We start from the raw sequence: 14879 nt of genomic DNA, 5'->3' as shown, positions 1-14879 counted from the left end.
CGTTATGCGGTCAAGGGGCGATGGCCCCTTGAGATACTCCTTCTACCCCTTGTGCCGCGGCAGCCATAGCCCCCAATGTATGGCCGCACCGCGCAGGCAGAAGCCGCACAGCGTGGCGAGGATCGTTGCGAGACCAGAGGACAGCCCGGCCATGGTCAGGCCCAGGAACACGCCGGCCGCCAGCAGCGCGGCGGTCACGTAGAGTTCGTTGCGCAGGAGGATCGAGGGCACGCCTGCGACCACGTCGCGGATGACGCCGCCCATGCACGCGCTCATCACCCCCATGACCACGGCGGGAAGGGGAGCCGCGCCCAGGCTCAGGGCCTTGCCCGTGCCGAAGACCGCAAAGGCCGCAAGGCCGCCCGCGTCGAACCATTCCAGCGCACGTTCGGGCCAGATGCGCGTGGGCAAGAGCCAGACCAGAATGCCGACCGCGATGCACAGCACCAGCGGGGCCGGGGAGAGGATCCAGTTGACCTGAACGCCGGTGAAGACGTCGCGCAGCGAGCCTCCTCCGATCCCGGCGACGGTGGCGAAGAAGATCGAGGCGATGATGTCGAGGTTCTTGCGCGCCGCGACGAGTGCGCCCGAAACCGCGAACACGGCGATCCCGGTGTAGTTCACGATGTCGAGGATCGGTCCGACGAGAACGAGTTCGGCGGGGACGAGTTGGGTGGCAACAGGCATCCCCCAGCCTTACACGCGCCCGGGCGCGAGGGGGAATAGGGGGCGACCCGCAGGCGCTGCGTTGTCCGAAGGAATTTTCGTATCGCAGGAATTCGCGGCCCCTGAAACGACAGAAGGCGCCCCTGTCGGGGCGCCTTCCGGAAGTTCGTGGCGCGAAGGCCCGAGATGCTTACTTGGGCGAGAGCACCATGAGCATCTGGCGGCCTTCCATGCGCGGGTAGGCTTCGACCTTGGCGATCTCGGCGACGCCTTCCTGCACGCGGCGCAGCAGGTTCATGCCCAGCTGCTGGTGCGAAAGTTCGCGGCCGCGGAAGCGCAGAGTGACCTTCACCTTGTCGCCCGCCTCGATGAAGCGCTGTACGTTGCGCATCTTCACGTCGTAGTCGTGGTCATCGATGTTCGGACGCATCTTGATCTCTTTGATCTCCTGCGTCTTCTGGGTCTTGCGCGCTGCGTTGGCCTTCTTCTGGGCCTCGTAGCGGTACTTGCCTACATCGAGAAACTTGCACACCGGCGGATCGGCGTTGGGCGACACTTCCACGAGGTCGAGGCCGACATCGGCCGCACGCTCGATTGCGTCACGCGTCGAAAGGACGCCAACATTCTCGCCGTTCTCGTCGATCACGCGGACCTTGTCGGCTTGGATGAACTTGTTGTAGCGCGGTCCGCTCTTGACCGGTGGCGCCATCATGCGCCGGGGTGGGGGTGCTATATGCGTTCTCCTGAGTCGTTACTCTGAAATCGTGCGAATGCGGGCGTCCTTAATGCGAATCGTCGCCTCGCGCAAAGTGCGATTTTCCGAACGTTCCACAATGAATGCCCCGGCCGGAGACCCGGCCTTGTCCACCTATATAGGCAATCAGGCCGCTTTTCGCCAGAGGGGGTAGCGAACGAGCCGCTTTTGCGCCGGGATCAGGGCATCGATGGCCTGTGCAGGCTGCAGCGCGCCCAGGATTGCAGGATCGTCGGCCGCCATGCCTCCGGTGAGCGCGCCGAAGGCCGGGAGGATGAGGCGCGTCTCGCTCGCCACGGTGCAGGCGCGGCGGATGCGGCGCCCGCGCGCGGTGACCTCGAGCCGGGGGTGAAAGTGCCCCGAAAGTTCCTGCTCGGTGACGTTGGGATGAGCCTCGTGGCGCAGCGCAATGCCCGCCACGGTCAACTCGGCAAGGCAGGTGCCGCCCGCCGCCGTTCCCAGTTCGGGGTCGTGGTTGCCGGTGATCCAGACCCAGTCGAGCGCGCGGGTGAGGGCATCGAGCATGCCCGCCGCGTGCGGCTCCAGACGCTCGGGCCCTGCGCTGTCGTGGAAATTGTCGCCCAGTGCGAAGACCCGGCGCGCGCCGGTTTGCCGTACCGCCTGCGCCAGACGCTCGAGCGTCTCGCGGCTGTCGTAGGGCGGCAGCATCTGTCCGGTGCGGGCGTAGAAGCTGGCCTTCTCCAGGTGCAGGTCAGCCACCAGCAGCGCATCCTCGCGCGGCCAGTAGAGCGCTCCGGGGCGCGAACCGGAGCCTTCCAGCAGGACCATTTCCTGCGCGCAGAACGAAAAGGGAACCATGGCTTTTCCTTGCCGTGTCCGGTCCGATTTGGCAAGCGCGGGACGACAACGAGAAACAGGACAGCTATGACCGATTGGGCCCCCTACACCCGCCGCGCCAGCGAATGGTTCGAAACTCTGCGCAACAGCATCTGCGCCGAGTTCGAGGCGATCGAGCGCGAAGCCGGCAGCGAGGCCTCGTTCCAGTACACGCCCTGGCGGCGCGATGCGGTCGACGATGAGAAGGGCGAGACCGGCGGCGGTACGCGCGGACTGATGAAGGGGCAGGTGTTCGAGAAGGTGGGGGTGAACATCTCCACCGTCCACGGCGCTTTCGGCAAGGAGTTTGCCGGCTCGATCAACGGGGCCTCGGTGGAGCGCCCGGAATTTTCGGCCACAGGCATCAGCCTCGTTGCGCACATGGCCAATCCGCATGTGCCCGCGGTCCACATGAACACCCGCTTCCTCACCACGACCAAGGCGTGGTTCGGGGGCGGCGCGGACCTCAATCCGCCGCTGCCCTACGATGAGGACACCGAGGAATTCCACGCGGCCTTCAAGGCGGCCTGCGACGCGCATGGCGAGGATTACTACGAGCGCTTCAAGGCCTGGGCGGACGAGTACTTCTACATTCCCCACCGCAAGGTGCACCGCGGCGTTGGCGGGATCTTCTACGATCACCTGGAATGCGCTGATGAAGCGATGTGGGAGGCGAACTTTGCCTTCACGAAGGCTGTGGGCGAGACGTTCCTGGCCATCTTCCCCAAGCTGGTGCGCCGCCGCATGGGGATGGACTTCACGCCCGCCGACAAGGCGCAGCAACTGGAATGGCGCGGGCGCTACGCCGAGTTCAACCTCGTCCATGACCGGGGCACGCTCTTTGGTCTCAAGACCGGCGGCAACATCGATGCCATCCTGATGAGCCTGCCGCCCGAGGCGACCTGGAGTTGAGCCGCCAGGACTTCTGCAAGGCGCCCTGGGAGGTTGATCTCATGGCCGAGGCGGGGCGACTGCTCGCGTCCGTGTTCGGGCTGATCGACCGGACGCCGCTGGCGGGCAAGTCCACGCTGGAAATCGACACGATGGTCGAGCGCTTCATCGTCGATGAACTGGGTGCGCGCCCGGCGAGCAAGGGGCAGTACGGCTTTCCCTACGTGCTCAATTCCTCGATCAATTCGGTCGTGTGCCACGGCATGCCCAAGGACAGCGATGTCCTGAAGGATGGCGATATCGTCAACTTCGACATCACGCTGGAGAAGGGCGGCTACATCGCGGATTCCAGCAAGACCTATCTGGTCGGAGACGTGCACCCGGCCGCGCGCAAGCTGGTCGAGACGACGTATGCGGCGCTCTGGAAGGGGATCGCCCAAGTGCGTCCCGGCGCGCGGCTGGGCGATATCGGGCACGTCATCGAACGCCATGCGCACCGCGCAGGCTATTCGGTCGTGCGCGAGTTCTGCGGGCACGGCATCGGCCAGCAGATGCACGAGGAACCCCAGGTCCTCCACTTCGGCCGCCCGGGCACGGGCGTCCTGATCGAGGAGGGCATGACCTTCACCATCGAACCCATGCTCAACCAGGGCCGACGCGGGGTGCGTCAGGAAAAGGACGGCTGGACCGTACGCACGCTGGACGGTGGCCTCTCCGCGCAGTTCGAGCACACCGTCGCGGTGACGGCGAGCGGGGTGCGCGTGCTGACGCTGCGGCCTGAAGAGCGTGCGATGGCCGCGAAGCTGGAGCAGGCCGGGGCGTCTAGATTGAAGAAATAAAAGGATGTTCCGAGGGCCATCGCCCTCGGGCCCCCGCAATCGGCAGCGGCAGTTCGTCTCCGGCACCATCGCGCCACAAGGGCGAGGATGTCATGAAATGGGGCTTCGCCCCGGGCGCACGCGTCCCGGAACGCGCTGCGCTCGACAGGTATGGGGAGCCCGAGGGCGATGGCCCTCGGATGTCCCTTTTTCTACTCTCTGATCAAACCGCCGCGAAGGCGCGCGTCCCCCAGTTCACCACGCGCTCTTCCTGAGTCGTGCCCGAAGTCGTGCGCGCGGCGATGGTGCTCATGAAGTGCCAGGCACCGCGCACGCTGTCTTGCGTGAGGTCGAGCGAGACGTAGCCACGGCGGCTGGCGTCGCACAGCGAGAGGCCGGGGTTGGCACCTTGCAGCGCGCGGGCGAGGTTCTGCGGGGCAACCGAGGGCAGGTAGCTCTCGAAGCCTGGCGAGGTGACCGAGTGGCCTGCGTATTCGACGCCGACCGGGGCGCCGTCGACGCTGAGGTTCTGGCCCCAGGCGTTGTGGCTGTCGCCCGAGAGGACGACGAGGTTCGCCTCGGCCTCGCGCGCGGCGCGCAGCAGGCGTTCGCGGGCGGCCGGGTAGCCGTCCCAGGAATCCATGTTGAAGGGCAGGCCGACCTTGGAGGCGGCCGCGATACCCATGAGCGCCTGGCGCACCTTGGGATCGGCCCCGTTGGGGGCGATGTCGGCCATTTCGGCGGGCGCCTTGAGCGGGCCCATGACGATCTGCTGGGCCAGGACCTGCCAGCGCGTGCCGGACTTGACCGACTGCGCGATCTCGCGGTTGAGCCACTTTTCCTGCGTCGCGCCCATGACGGTGCGGGCCGGGTCCTGCCAGGCGCCGTCGCGAAATTCGATCATGGCCCGGGCGATGTCGTCCTTGCCTGCGAGCGCCTTGGCGAAGTCGAGCTGTTCGACGCGCCCGGTGACGCGGGTCTCGGGGCGAAAGATCGTGGCGAGCGAGCCGATCTGGAAGCTGTTATAGGGGGTATCGGAGACCGGCATCCATTCGCGGTAGACGCGCTCGGCAATGGCGCGGCGCGCGCTCCAGGAGCCTTCGGTTTCGCTCTGGTGGTTTTCCGCGCCGCCCTGCCAGGCATCGTTCGCCAGTTCGTGGTCGTCCCACTGCGCGAGCATCGGGAAGCGGCGGTGGAGGGCCTGAAGGTCCGGATCAAGGCGATAGGAGGCGTAGCGCAGGCGGTAGTCCGCGAGCGTCAGGATCTCGTGGTCGGGCTGAACCTCACGGCCCGCCATGGCCGTGGCCGGGTAGGACCCGTTGGGCGCGTATTCGTAGAGGTAGTCGCCGACGTGGATGACGAGGTCGAGGTCGTCGCGCCTGGCGGCGTGGGCATAGGCGTTGAAGAAGCCGAAGGGCATGTTCGAGCACGAGAACAGGCCAATGCCAAAGCGTGCGACATTGCCGGTGGGCAGCGTGCGGGTGCGCCCGATTTCGCTCATCGAGCCATCGGGGGCGATGAAGCGGTAGTGGTACCAGCGGTCGGGGGCGAGCCCCTTCACCACCAGCTTGGCGCAGTTGTCATGTTCGGGCGAGGCAATGACTTCGCCGCCCGAGATGACCTTCGTGAAGGCCTCATCGGCGGCAACTTCGCAGCGCAGTTTCGTCGCGCCGCTGCCGACGTAGCGCGTCCACAGGAGGACCGAATTGCCCGAAGGCTCGCCGCTCGCCACGCCGTGGGTGAAGCCCTGGGCGGTCATCGCCTGGGCAAGACCCGGCAGTGCCAGGGCGCCGAGGCCAAGGAGGCTGCCCTGGATGAGAAGGCGGCGGTCGAGAGTGAGAGGCATGGCAGGCAGGGTCCTGTGTCGCAGGCTATCGGGAAGTGCGGATGGGCGGCGCAGCCGGGCGCGGGGCGTGTTCCGGGCCCGGCCGCGCCGGATCGTCAGAAGCGGGCCTTCACGGTCACGCCGTAAGTGCGCGGCTCGGCCGGGATGAAGGTGGGGTGCCCGAAGGCGCCGCCGGTGTTGCCCGCATCGAGGAGGTACTTCTCGTCGAAGAGGTTACGCGCCCAGCCTGCAATTTCATACTGGCCGTTGGCAAAGGTCACGCCGCCGCGCACATTGGCAAGCGTCACGCCCGGCTGGCTGATCGCCTCGGTGTTGGGCGTCTCGAAGTAGATCTTCGAGCGGTAGGTCACGCTGGGCGAGAGGAACAGGCTGACGGTCTCGGTCACCGGCGCATCGATGATGAGCCCGGCCGAGGCCTGCCACTCGGGCTGGAGGCGGAAGCGCGAACCGGCCAGGTTGCCGTTCTCGGGATCGTTGTCGATACCGCCGTCGATCCAGCCGCCGTTGGCGTAGGCGCGCAGCCAGGAGGTGGGCCTCACTTCGACTTCGGCCTCGACGCCCAGGTTGCTGGCCGAGCCCGCGCTGATCGTGCGCGCGTTGCCGCCCGCCTCGATGACGGTGACCTGGAAGTCGGAGTACTGCTGGTAGTAGACGCCGAGCGAGCCCGAGAAGATGCCGCTCGCCACCTTCACGCCGCCCTCGTAGTTCCACACGGTCTCGTTGCCGACCTCGTTGGGGCCGGCATAGCGCGCGCCGGTGTCGGCATCGGTGAGCGTCGTCACCTGGACCGAGGGCGAGCGGCGGCCCTTGGAGATGGTGGCGTAGAGATTGACCGCGTCGGTCACGCGCAGCAGCGCGTTGAAGCGCGGCAGGAATGCAGCATAGCTGCGGTCCGCGTAGACCACCTCGCCGTCGGTGTTGGCATAAGGCAGCAGCGGCTCGCCGTAGATCGGGGCGACCGGCTGATAGGTCGAATAGCCCGAGCGGCGCTTCTCGATGAGGACGCGCGCGCCCGCGTTGAGTTCGAGTGCGGGGGTCGGGATCCAGGTCGCCTCGCCGAACATCGACCAGGACTGGTTGCGGCCCTCGTTCTGGAACCAGCTGGCATAGGGCGCGCTCTCGATCAGGCCGCCGGTGGCAAGGCCGGTGGCGAGCGCGGCGGGCACGGAATTTTCCGGCGCGACGCAGCCAAGGCCGGGGATGATGTTCGCCGAGCACTGCAGGTAGGTGCCGACTTCGCTGGAGAAGGGCACGTACTGGCGCGTGTCCTCGATCATGTAGTTCCAGCCGAAGTGGGCGCGCCACTGGTCATCGGCATAGGCGAAGCGGCCCTCGTGGCTGAACTGCCAGCCGTCGGCCTGCTCGGCGAATTCCAGATAGGAGGCGGCCGAACCATCGGCGTCGAAGACTTCCAGCGAATCGAAGTTGCGGTAGCCGTTGACGGTGGTGAAGCTCCAGCCGTCCGCGAAGTCCCAGTTGAAGGTGAAGTTCACGTCGTAGACGTCACGGTCGAGGCCCAGCTTGTCCTTGCCCAGGACTTCCTGCGAATTGGGCGAGCCGCCCAGGTACGCATCGCCGTAGACGTCGTCTACCGCGGTCGAGCCGAGCGTGCGCGAAAGGAACGGCGTGCCCGAGTTGCGCTGGCGGTCGTAGGTGAAGACGAGGTCGGCGGTGATGTCCGGGGTGGGGGTGAAGCGCAGTGAGCCGCGCACGCCCAAGGTGTTGATGCCGTAGAGGTCATCCTGGTCGGGCGCGAGGTTCTTCACGTAGCCGTCTCGGTTCTTGTACTTGAACGCGACGCGGCCCGCGATCACGTCGTTGCCCGCGTTCAGGAAGCCGCCTGCTTCATAATAGTCATAGTTGCCGTAGCCGCCGGAAACTTCGGCCGAGAGGCCGGGCTTGGGCTTGGCCGAGACCATCGAGATCGCGCCTACTGTCGAGGCGGTGCCGAACAGGGTCGCCTGCGGGCCCTTGACGACCTCGATGCGCTCCATGTCGTAGATGCCCTGGTAGGCCCCGCGCGAGCGCGAGATGTCGACGCCGTTGTAGTAGAGCGTGACGCGCGCGGCGTCCTGCGCCGAGCCGCTGTCCGAGGTGATGCCGCGGATCACGATGCCCGGGTTGTTGGCGCTCTGCTCCTGGATGTTGAGGCCGGGAACGTAGGCCGAAAGCTCGTCGAGCTCGGAGACGCCGATCTCCTCCATGCGCTCGCCCGAAAGCGCGCTCAGGGTCACGGGCACGTCCTGCACGCGCTGTTCATAGCGCTGCGTGGTGACGATGATCGCGTTCTCGCTTTCGCCAATGCCATCGGCCTCGGCGGCCTGTGCGGCAGAGGCCAGCGCGACAAGGGACGAACCGGCGACAAGTGCGGAGAAGACAGCGGAAAGTTTCACGGAAAAAAGGTTCCCTCACGAAAGAAGCGACACATTGGAGTGGCTTGCGGGACGCCCCCTAGCCGGTGTTTGTGACAGCCGCGCGAACCCTGCCGCGTGAAATGGGGCAGGGTGTGCGATGCCGGGCAGGCCCTTTGTCGCAAATTTACAATTGGGAACAGCCTGTTCGTGCAGGCACCAGGATGTGCCTTCGACAGACACGCAGACGCAGCCGGACGCGGAAGGGCCGACTGCGAGGGATGTACGGGAGGTTCAGAAAGGACGGCGCCGGGGCGCGGCGCCCTAGCAGGCGTAGAGCGGGGCGCTCTCGACCTGGTGTGCAGTGCGCAGGAGGCGGTTCTCCACCTGCCCGCCCAGAGTTCCGGCCATGTTGCCGTTGCGACGCTGGTTGGCGAGGCCGATCCCGTGCAGGTCAAGCGGGGCGGACAGATGCACGCCGAATTCACGGCCTTCCACCCAGCGGACCTCACCCTTGAGGCCGAAGGTTCCGGCGAGGTCAAGCTCGATCACTTCGCCGCAGCAGGGAAGCAGGTCCTTGCTGGCAAGACACATGCCCTGCTCGGATACGTTGCGGATCATCACCGGGGTGCCGTCCAGACCGGGCAGCGTCATCACCGCGCGCATCAAGGTGCGGTGGCGCGGCGCGCGTGTCACGCGGGCCATACGGCCACCCCGCGCCTTCATCGCACCCGCTTCCGGCGTCAGCTGCGTTTCCGTTAATCCGGCTTCCCTATCCAGCATTCCCATATCATCCGGTCTCCTCGCTGGTCTCCCGCACCGGGCGGCAGACTCTCCTCACTCTCAAACAAGATGATGCGCGGGACATTGCTGGCGAAGCGTTAACCCTCGCCCCGGGGCATTTGCGATGAAAACGATTGAATTTGCGCCATGCGCCGGGTTAATCTTTTCCGGCCTGCCCCGGCCTCGCACGTATCTGGTTGCAAAGACTGCATCTGAGCACGGCAAGGCTTGCCGCGCGCCAAAAAATCTTCACATGACATGGAACGATGCTGCGCCAGTACGAACTAGTTGAACGCGTCAAGGAATACGCGCCCGAGGCCGACGAGGCCCTGCTCAACCGTGCCTATGTCTACACGGTCCAGAAGCATGGAACCCAGAAGCGGGCGAGCGGGGACCCCTATTTCTCGCACCCCGTCGAAGTCGCGGGCCTGATGACCGAGCTCAAGCTCGACCAGCAGACGATCATCACCGCGCTCCTGCACGACACGGTCGAGGATACGCTGGCGACGACCGACGAGATCGAGAAGCTCTTTGGCGCTGACGTTGCGCGGCTGGTCGATGGTGTCACCAAGCTCTCCAAGATCGAGGTGATGACCGAGAACGAGCGCGCGGCGGAGAACCTGCGCAAGTTCCTCCTTGCCATGAGTGAGGACCTGCGCGTCCTCCTCGTCAAGCTGGCCGACCGGCTCCACAACATGCGCACGCTCCACTTCATCAAGAAGCCGGAGAAGCGCCAGCGCATTGCGCGCGAGACCATGGAAATCTACGCGCCGCTGGCCGAGCGCGTGGGCATGTACGAATACATGCGCGAGATGCAGCTCCTCGCTTTCGAGCAGCTCGAACCCGAGGGCTATGCCACGATCACCGGCCGCCTTGCCCAGATCCGCAGCCAGGAAGGCGGGCAGGTCGATGCGATTGCGCTCGCCATCAAGCAGGCGCTGGCCGAAGCGGGCATCGCGGTCGAGGTGACGGGGCGCGAGAAGCACCCCTATTCGATCTGGCGCAAGATGAAGGAGCGCCACGTCTCCTTCGAGCAGATCACCGACATCATGGCCTTCCGCGTCCTCACCGAGAACCCGGACGACTGTTACCGCGCGCTGGGCGTCCTGCACCAGCATTGGCAGATGATCCCGGGCCGCTTCAAGGACTACATCTCGACGCCCAAGTCGAACGGCTACCAGTCGCTGCACACCGCGCTGATCTACGAGAACTCGATGCGTATGGAAGTGCAGATCCGCACCCGCGAGATGCACCGCCTCAACGAGTTCGGCCTCGCCGCGCACTGGGCCTACAAGCAGGGCGGCTCGCGCCCCGACGGGCAGGTCGGCTGGCTGCGCGACCTCATCGAGATCGTCGACAGCACGCACGACGCCGAGGAACTGCTCGAGAACACCAAGCTCGCGATCTACCAGGACCGCATCTTCGCCTTTACCCCCAAGGGCGCGCTGCACCAGCTGCCCAAGGGCTCGACCGCGGTCGACTTCGCCTTTGCGGTCCATACCGACCTGGGCAGTGCGGCCGTGGGCGCGAAGATCAACAACCGCCACATGCCGCTGCGCACGCGCCTCAACAACGGCGACGTGGTCGAGATCATCAAGAGCGAGGGCTCCGAGCCGCAGCTCTCCTGGCTGGGCTTCGTCGTCACCGGCAAGGCCCGCGCCACGATCCGCCGCGCGGTGCGCGCCAAGGAGCGCGCCGAGATCGCCGAGATCGGCTCCAAGCTCTACGACGAGATCGTCACCCGTCTGCCCCAGCGCATCGGCAAGAAGGCGCTTCACGCGGCGATGGAGCGGCTGGGAATGCGCGGCGAGGAAGACCTCATGTTCGCGATCGGCTCGGCGCATGTGACCGACCGCGAGGTGATGGAGGCTTTGGTGCCGGGCAGCACCGAGACCATGCCTGACGATCCGGAATGGACGCGCAGCGAGAAGGCCATCTCGATCAAGGGGCTGACGGCGGGGATGGGCTTCGAGCTCGCCAAGTGCTGCCACCCGGTGCCGGGTGACCGCATCGTCGGCCTGCGGCGCCCCGACCACAAGGTCGAGGTCCACACGATCGATTGCCTGACCCTGGCCAACGGCGTGGATGCCGACTGGCTCGACCTGTCCTGGGGCTCGCGCACGACGGGGGCGACCGGACGCCTGCGCCTCGTGCTCTACAACCGGCCCGGCACGCTCGCCGAAGTCACGCAGATCTTCGCCAACGCGCATGCCAACGTCGCCAGCCTCAACATGGTCCAGCGCGACGATCCCTTCGGTACCTATGAGGCGGATCTCGAAGTCGCCGACCTGGCCCACCTCACGCGCATCATCGCGGCGCTACGGGCAAGTGCGGCGGTGACCGACGCGGAGCGCATCTAGAAGGTCAGCTCGACCTCGACGGGTTCGTCTTCGGCAAGGTCTTCGGTCTTGCGCACGGCGGCCTTGACCGGCAGCAGCCAGGCGCCGTCACCCTTGCTGGGAAAGACCGAAGTGGCAAAGTGCGTGTCGCCGATGCGCGCCTGGACCTTGATCGAGCCGAAGCCGCGCCCCAGGCCCTCCAGCTTGCGCATCAGCGCGGTCGCGCTCAGCGTTTCGGCATTGGCACCGGTGATGCTGAGGAAGTACCAGGTGCCCCCGTTCGCGCCACCCGTCCAGCGCCAGAGCGGGGCAGTGTGGGTGAGGACCTCGCTCAAGGCTCACATCCCTGCGCGCTTTGCGGCTAGCCCGACTTGCCGGACAGGGACGGGCACGTTGCACACATCAACGCCGCCTGCGGGCACATTGTAGAACGTGTCGTGGCGATTCGCACGCAGGTAAGCGTAGTTTGCAAAGCTGTCGCTGTCCGTGGCCATGGCCTCGTATGCGGGAAGATCGGGGACCTGGCTGCCGAAACGGACAGAGGCGATCTTCGTCCGCTCCTGCGGTGTTTCGTAAAAACCCATTTCGCCCGTGCCGCGTGGTAGCGAGGAGAGGTACTCCATGCCCGCGATGATCCGCCCAACGACGGCAATGTTGCGATCGAGCTGTCGCGGCGCTTGTCCAATCACGGTGTATAGCTCTGCACCTGTACCGGTGTCGGGCGAATAGTTGCGGCCCACGCCAACATACCCATAGCAATGCACCGGCCAGCTCAGCCCCTTGGCATCGGTGGCCAGGGGCCAGCCTTGAGCGAAATAGGTTCCGGGCGCATAAGCATCGGGCAAAAGCAGAGGCTCCAGTGGACGCAACGGGTTGTGCTGCGGATCTGGTGCAAATAGCGGAGGCCCGAAAGGCGGGGTGCTGGCTGCCACATACTGACTTTGCGGTACCTGTTCCAGTCCCTCCGGCAAGGGCTTGGGGTGGTCGGTTTCACCATCGGGATCTCCCCATTGCACCACGTAATTATCCTGAACGCGAACAACGGCGATGCCATCATACCAGTGGCTTGCGATCAGCTTGCGAATATTGTCGACCCAGCCTTGCGAGAAGGGGGCAGGGATCAGCTGGATCACCACCCGGCGCAGCTTGCCGCTTGCATCGGGAGACAGGTCCATGACCATGAGGTCGGCAGGGTCGATCCGGCGCCAGTCGGTCGCTGGCGCATTGGCTACCACGCCACTAGGCGTCACCTGTGCCTCGGCTTTCTGCGCCGAGAGGGCGGGGGCAAAAGCCATTGCGGCAACGAGCAGGGGCAGGCCGCCCTTGAAGAAAAAGTGCATGGAACGACGATGCCACGCGTAACCCGCTTGCGAAAGCTGAAAAGTCCCGCTAGTGGCCACCGCTCCAGCGATGCGGAGCGGTGGCCGAGTGGTCGAAGGCGCACGCCTGGAAAGTGTGTATACGGTAACCCCGTATCGAGGGTTCGAATCCCTCCCGCTCCGCCACTGGTGGCAACGCCCACATTCATAATCGTCCACGAAAAACCAAGGAATACCTTGGCTTACGTGGTGATTCGCGTCCTCCTGCATCCAGCCCCATCCACCGGTGTCCGATTGGAAATGTGGGAAGGAATGTGGGAGAATTTGGGCATGGGAAAGCTCTCCGTAACCGCTGTAAAAGCCGCCACGCGACCGGGTCGATTGGGCGATGGTGACGGCCTCTACCTCGTCGTTCAGCCGGGTGGTTCGAAAAGTTGGGTCTGCCGGGTGCAGAAGCATGGAATGCGCCGGGACTTCGGCTTGGGCAGTGCCTCGAAGGTGTCGCTTGCCGATGCGCGCGAGCGAGCACGGGAGATTCGAGGTTGGGTCGAGCAGGGGCTCGATCCGATCTTCGAGCGGCGAAAGGAGCAAGGTATTCCGACCTTTCGCGAAGCTGCCGCCAAGGTGCTGGCGAGCTATCGCAAGACCTGGCGCAACGAAAAGCACGAAGCCCAATGGTCGAGTACGCTCAAGGCCTATGCCTTCCCCCATATCGGGGATCTTCAGGTCAACGCCATCACCGGCCCCATGATCCGCAACCTGCTGGCTGAAATCTGGCTGACCAAGCCCGAGACCGCACGGCGGGTGCGCCAACGGGTCGGGACGGTGCTCGATTGGGCTTACGCATCGGGCTACCGCGATTCGGAAGCGCCCATGCGCGCGGTGACGCGTGGCTTGCCGCGTCAGCCCAAGAAGGAGGGGCATTTCGCGGCCATGCCCTTCGACAAGGTCCCGGCGTTCTTCGTCCGCTTACGTGAACGAGAGTCCTTCAGTCGTCTCGCGCTGCAGTTCGCGATCCTCACCGCCGCGCGCTCGGGAGAAGTTCGCCACGCAACTTGGGACGAGATCGACTTCGACGCGGCTCTATGGACGATTCCCAAAGAGCGCATGAAAGCCCAGCGCGAGCATGTCGTGCCTTTGACGTCCCCAGCGCTGCGCATTCTTGAGCGTTGCAACGAATTACGGCTGACCAATTGCCAGCTGGTCTTTCCAGGCGCGCGGCGCAATGCGCCGCTATCCGACATGACGCTGACCAAGCTGCTCAAGGAAATGAAGGAGCCTTATACAGCGCATGGGTTCCGGTCGGCCTTTCGCGATTGGGTGAGTGAGACGACCAATTATCCAGGCGACGTGGCCGAAGCGGCCTTGGCCCATGTGGTCAAGAACAAGACCGAGGCGGCCTACCGGCGGGGCAACCTCTTGGAGAAGCGACGTGGCATGATGAAGGACTGGGCCGCTTTTTGCGCGCCGCGCCTGTGAACTCGGTGAGGCAAAGCGGGCTCTGAGACGGGCTGATGCAAGCTAGCAGGGCTGACCCGCGCCGTTAGCGCGACCGGGCTCTATTTCGCTGAGGCTCAACCGAGCCACCAGCTACGCCGCCGTCTCGTCGGCAGAGCCGTGACGATCCCTGTCAGGGGCAGGATGCGGCTCGCATCCCTTCAAGTGTCGCCGCGCTGACCCGCGCGGCGGCGTTGGCCTTTGTCGGCTCCAAGGTGACGGGGGGCGTCGCTGCCCGATAGCCCCGCCTCGACGGGGCGCAACCCGTCCGCTGCGCTCCCGGGTCCTTCACGTTGTTACGGTCTTGCAGGTGCGCCCCGCCTTTTGCCGGCGGGGCTGCTGGTTCGCTCCTGCCGCCCCCCGCCACCCTGGCGCCGGTCAATGGCGGTTGAAGGAAGGAGTGAAGGAGCATGGCCAAGGACAACCGTCAGAGCCTCTATGGAGAGGTCACGAACCGGATCATTGCCGAACTGGAGGAAGGCCGCGTGCCGTGGGTGCAGCCGTGGGACGCGGCGCGGTGCCCGGTGACGATGCCGAACAACGGAGTAACCGGGCGCATCTACAGCGGCATAAACGTGTTGATCCTGTGGGCGGCCGGGATCGGGGGCGGCTATTCCTCGCAGCGCTGGCTTACCTACAAGCAGGCCGAGAAGGCAGGCGGCAACGTGAAGCGCGGGGAGAAGGGAACGGTCATTTGTTACGCCGATCGTTTCACGCCCAAGGACGAGGCGCAAAAGGCCCGGAGCGAGGATCGCGACGCGCGCACCGTGGCGTTCCT

At 65.5% G+C, this 14879-nt stretch carries 13 protein-coding genes and 1 tRNA gene; 6 read left to right on the top strand and 8 right to left on the bottom strand.

Translation table 11 applies throughout. From position 1 onward, the window contains the following. Positions 1-42 precede the first annotated feature (42 nt). The 3 genes from MBENS4_RS03510 to pdeM form a co-directional block, all read right to left on the bottom strand. Positions 43-687, bottom strand: a complete 645-nt coding sequence (locus MBENS4_RS03510; protein ID WP_039388813.1) for a trimeric intracellular cation channel family protein — start codon at positions 685-687, stop codon at positions 43-45. Positions 688-856: 169 nt separating this feature from the next. Further along, positions 857-1378, bottom strand: a complete 522-nt coding sequence (infC, locus tag MBENS4_RS03505; RefSeq protein ID WP_039388811.1) for a translation initiation factor IF-3 — start codon at positions 1376-1378, stop codon at positions 857-859. Between the two features lie 168 nt (positions 1379-1546). Then, positions 1547-2239, bottom strand: a complete 693-nt coding sequence (gene pdeM, locus MBENS4_RS03500; RefSeq protein ID WP_039388808.1) for a ligase-associated DNA damage response endonuclease PdeM — start codon at positions 2237-2239, stop codon at positions 1547-1549. A 66-nt stretch (positions 2240-2305) separates the two neighbouring features. On the opposite strand from pdeM, the gene hemF reads away from it, so the two are divergent. Then, positions 2306-3169 (top strand): oxygen-dependent coproporphyrinogen oxidase, encoded by an 864-nt coding sequence (hemF, locus tag MBENS4_RS03495; RefSeq protein WP_039388806.1) that lies wholly within the window; start codon positions 2306-2308, stop codon positions 3167-3169. Next, positions 3166-3987: a type I methionyl aminopeptidase gene (gene map / locus MBENS4_RS03490; protein ID WP_255352637.1), complete on the top strand. Its 822-nt coding sequence runs from the start codon at positions 3166-3168 to the stop codon at positions 3985-3987. Before hemF ends, map begins: the two co-directional genes overlap by 4 nt. A 202-nt stretch (positions 3988-4189) precedes the next feature. Here map and MBENS4_RS03485 read toward each other — a convergent pair whose 3' ends face one another. The 3 genes from MBENS4_RS03485 to MBENS4_RS03475 form a co-directional block, all read right to left on the bottom strand. Further along, on the bottom strand, positions 4190-5812 hold the full coding sequence (locus tag MBENS4_RS03485; protein ID WP_039388804.1) for an alkaline phosphatase D family protein: 1623 nt from the start codon (positions 5810-5812) through the stop codon (positions 4190-4192). A 95-nt stretch (positions 5813-5907) separates the two neighbouring features. Then, positions 5908-8205: a TonB-dependent receptor gene (locus tag MBENS4_RS03480; RefSeq protein ID WP_039388801.1), complete on the bottom strand. Its 2298-nt coding sequence runs from the start codon at positions 8203-8205 to the stop codon at positions 5908-5910. 282 nt (positions 8206-8487) lie between these two features. After that, positions 8488-8946, bottom strand: coding sequence for a PilZ domain-containing protein (locus MBENS4_RS03475; RefSeq protein ID WP_144400840.1), 459 nt, complete (start codon positions 8944-8946; stop codon positions 8488-8490). Between the two features lie 266 nt (positions 8947-9212). Here MBENS4_RS03475 and MBENS4_RS03470 point away from each other — a divergent pair, with 266 nt between their 5' ends. After that, on the top strand, positions 9213-11306 hold the full coding sequence (locus MBENS4_RS03470) for a RelA/SpoT family protein (protein ID WP_039388796.1): 2094 nt from the start codon (positions 9213-9215) through the stop codon (positions 11304-11306). Here MBENS4_RS03470 and MBENS4_RS03465 read toward each other — a convergent pair. Together MBENS4_RS03465 and MBENS4_RS03460 are read right to left on the bottom strand one after the other, a co-directional pair. Next, positions 11303-11620, bottom strand: coding sequence for a DUF1905 domain-containing protein (locus MBENS4_RS03465; protein WP_039388794.1), 318 nt, complete (start codon positions 11618-11620; stop codon positions 11303-11305). The two genes, MBENS4_RS03470 and MBENS4_RS03465, sit on opposite strands and share 4 nt — an antisense overlap. Positions 11621-11623: 3 nt before the next feature. Further along, positions 11624-12625: a peptidylprolyl isomerase gene (locus MBENS4_RS03460; RefSeq protein WP_039388791.1), complete on the bottom strand. Its 1002-nt coding sequence runs from the start codon at positions 12623-12625 to the stop codon at positions 11624-11626. Between the two features lie 74 nt (positions 12626-12699). Between MBENS4_RS03460 and MBENS4_RS03455 the strand changes: the two genes are divergently transcribed. The 3 genes from MBENS4_RS03455 to MBENS4_RS03445 form a co-directional block, all read left to right on the top strand. After that, positions 12700-12790 (top strand) — tRNA-Ser (locus tag MBENS4_RS03455). 60 nt (positions 12791-12850) lie between these two features. After that, positions 12851-14083: a tyrosine-type recombinase/integrase gene (locus tag MBENS4_RS03450; protein WP_445321500.1), complete on the top strand. Its 1233-nt coding sequence runs from the start codon at positions 12851-12853 to the stop codon at positions 14081-14083. 428 nt (positions 14084-14511) lie between these two features. Then, positions 14512-14879, top strand: a 368-nt coding sequence (locus MBENS4_RS03445; RefSeq protein WP_039391687.1) for an ArdC-like ssDNA-binding domain-containing protein, incomplete at its 3' end; no start/stop codon positions are given.

It is taken from the genome of Novosphingobium sp. MBES04, assembly GCF_000813185.1.
Classification (GTDB): domain Bacteria; phylum Pseudomonadota; class Alphaproteobacteria; order Sphingomonadales; family Sphingomonadaceae; genus Novosphingobium; species Novosphingobium decolorationis.
Note: the sequence above shows the minus strand (reverse complement) of the source record. Positions and strands in the feature narration are given on the sequence as shown.

Coding starts and splice junctions, on each gene's coding strand:
- MBENS4_RS03510 (WP_039388813.1), bottom strand. CDS start 687: ATGCCTGTTGCCACCCAACTCGTCCCCGCCGAACTCGTTCTCGTCGGA.
- infC (WP_039388811.1), bottom strand. CDS start 1,378: ATGATGGCGCCACCGGTCAAGAGCGGACCGCGCTACAACAAGTTCATC.
- pdeM (WP_039388808.1), bottom strand. CDS start 2,239: ATGGTTCCCTTTTCGTTCTGCGCGCAGGAAATGGTCCTGCTGGAAGGC.
- hemF (WP_039388806.1), top strand. CDS start 2,306: ATGACCGATTGGGCCCCCTACACCCGCCGCGCCAGCGAATGGTTCGAA.
- MBENS4_RS03485 (WP_039388804.1), bottom strand. CDS start 5,812: ATGCCTCTCACTCTCGACCGCCGCCTTCTCATCCAGGGCAGCCTCCTT.
- MBENS4_RS03475 (WP_144400840.1), bottom strand. CDS start 8,946: ATGCTGGATAGGGAAGCCGGATTAACGGAAACGCAGCTGACGCCGGAA.
- MBENS4_RS03470 (WP_039388796.1), top strand. CDS start 9,213: ATGCTGCGCCAGTACGAACTAGTTGAACGCGTCAAGGAATACGCGCCC.
- MBENS4_RS03460 (WP_039388791.1), bottom strand. CDS start 12,625: ATGCACTTTTTCTTCAAGGGCGGCCTGCCCCTGCTCGTTGCCGCAATG.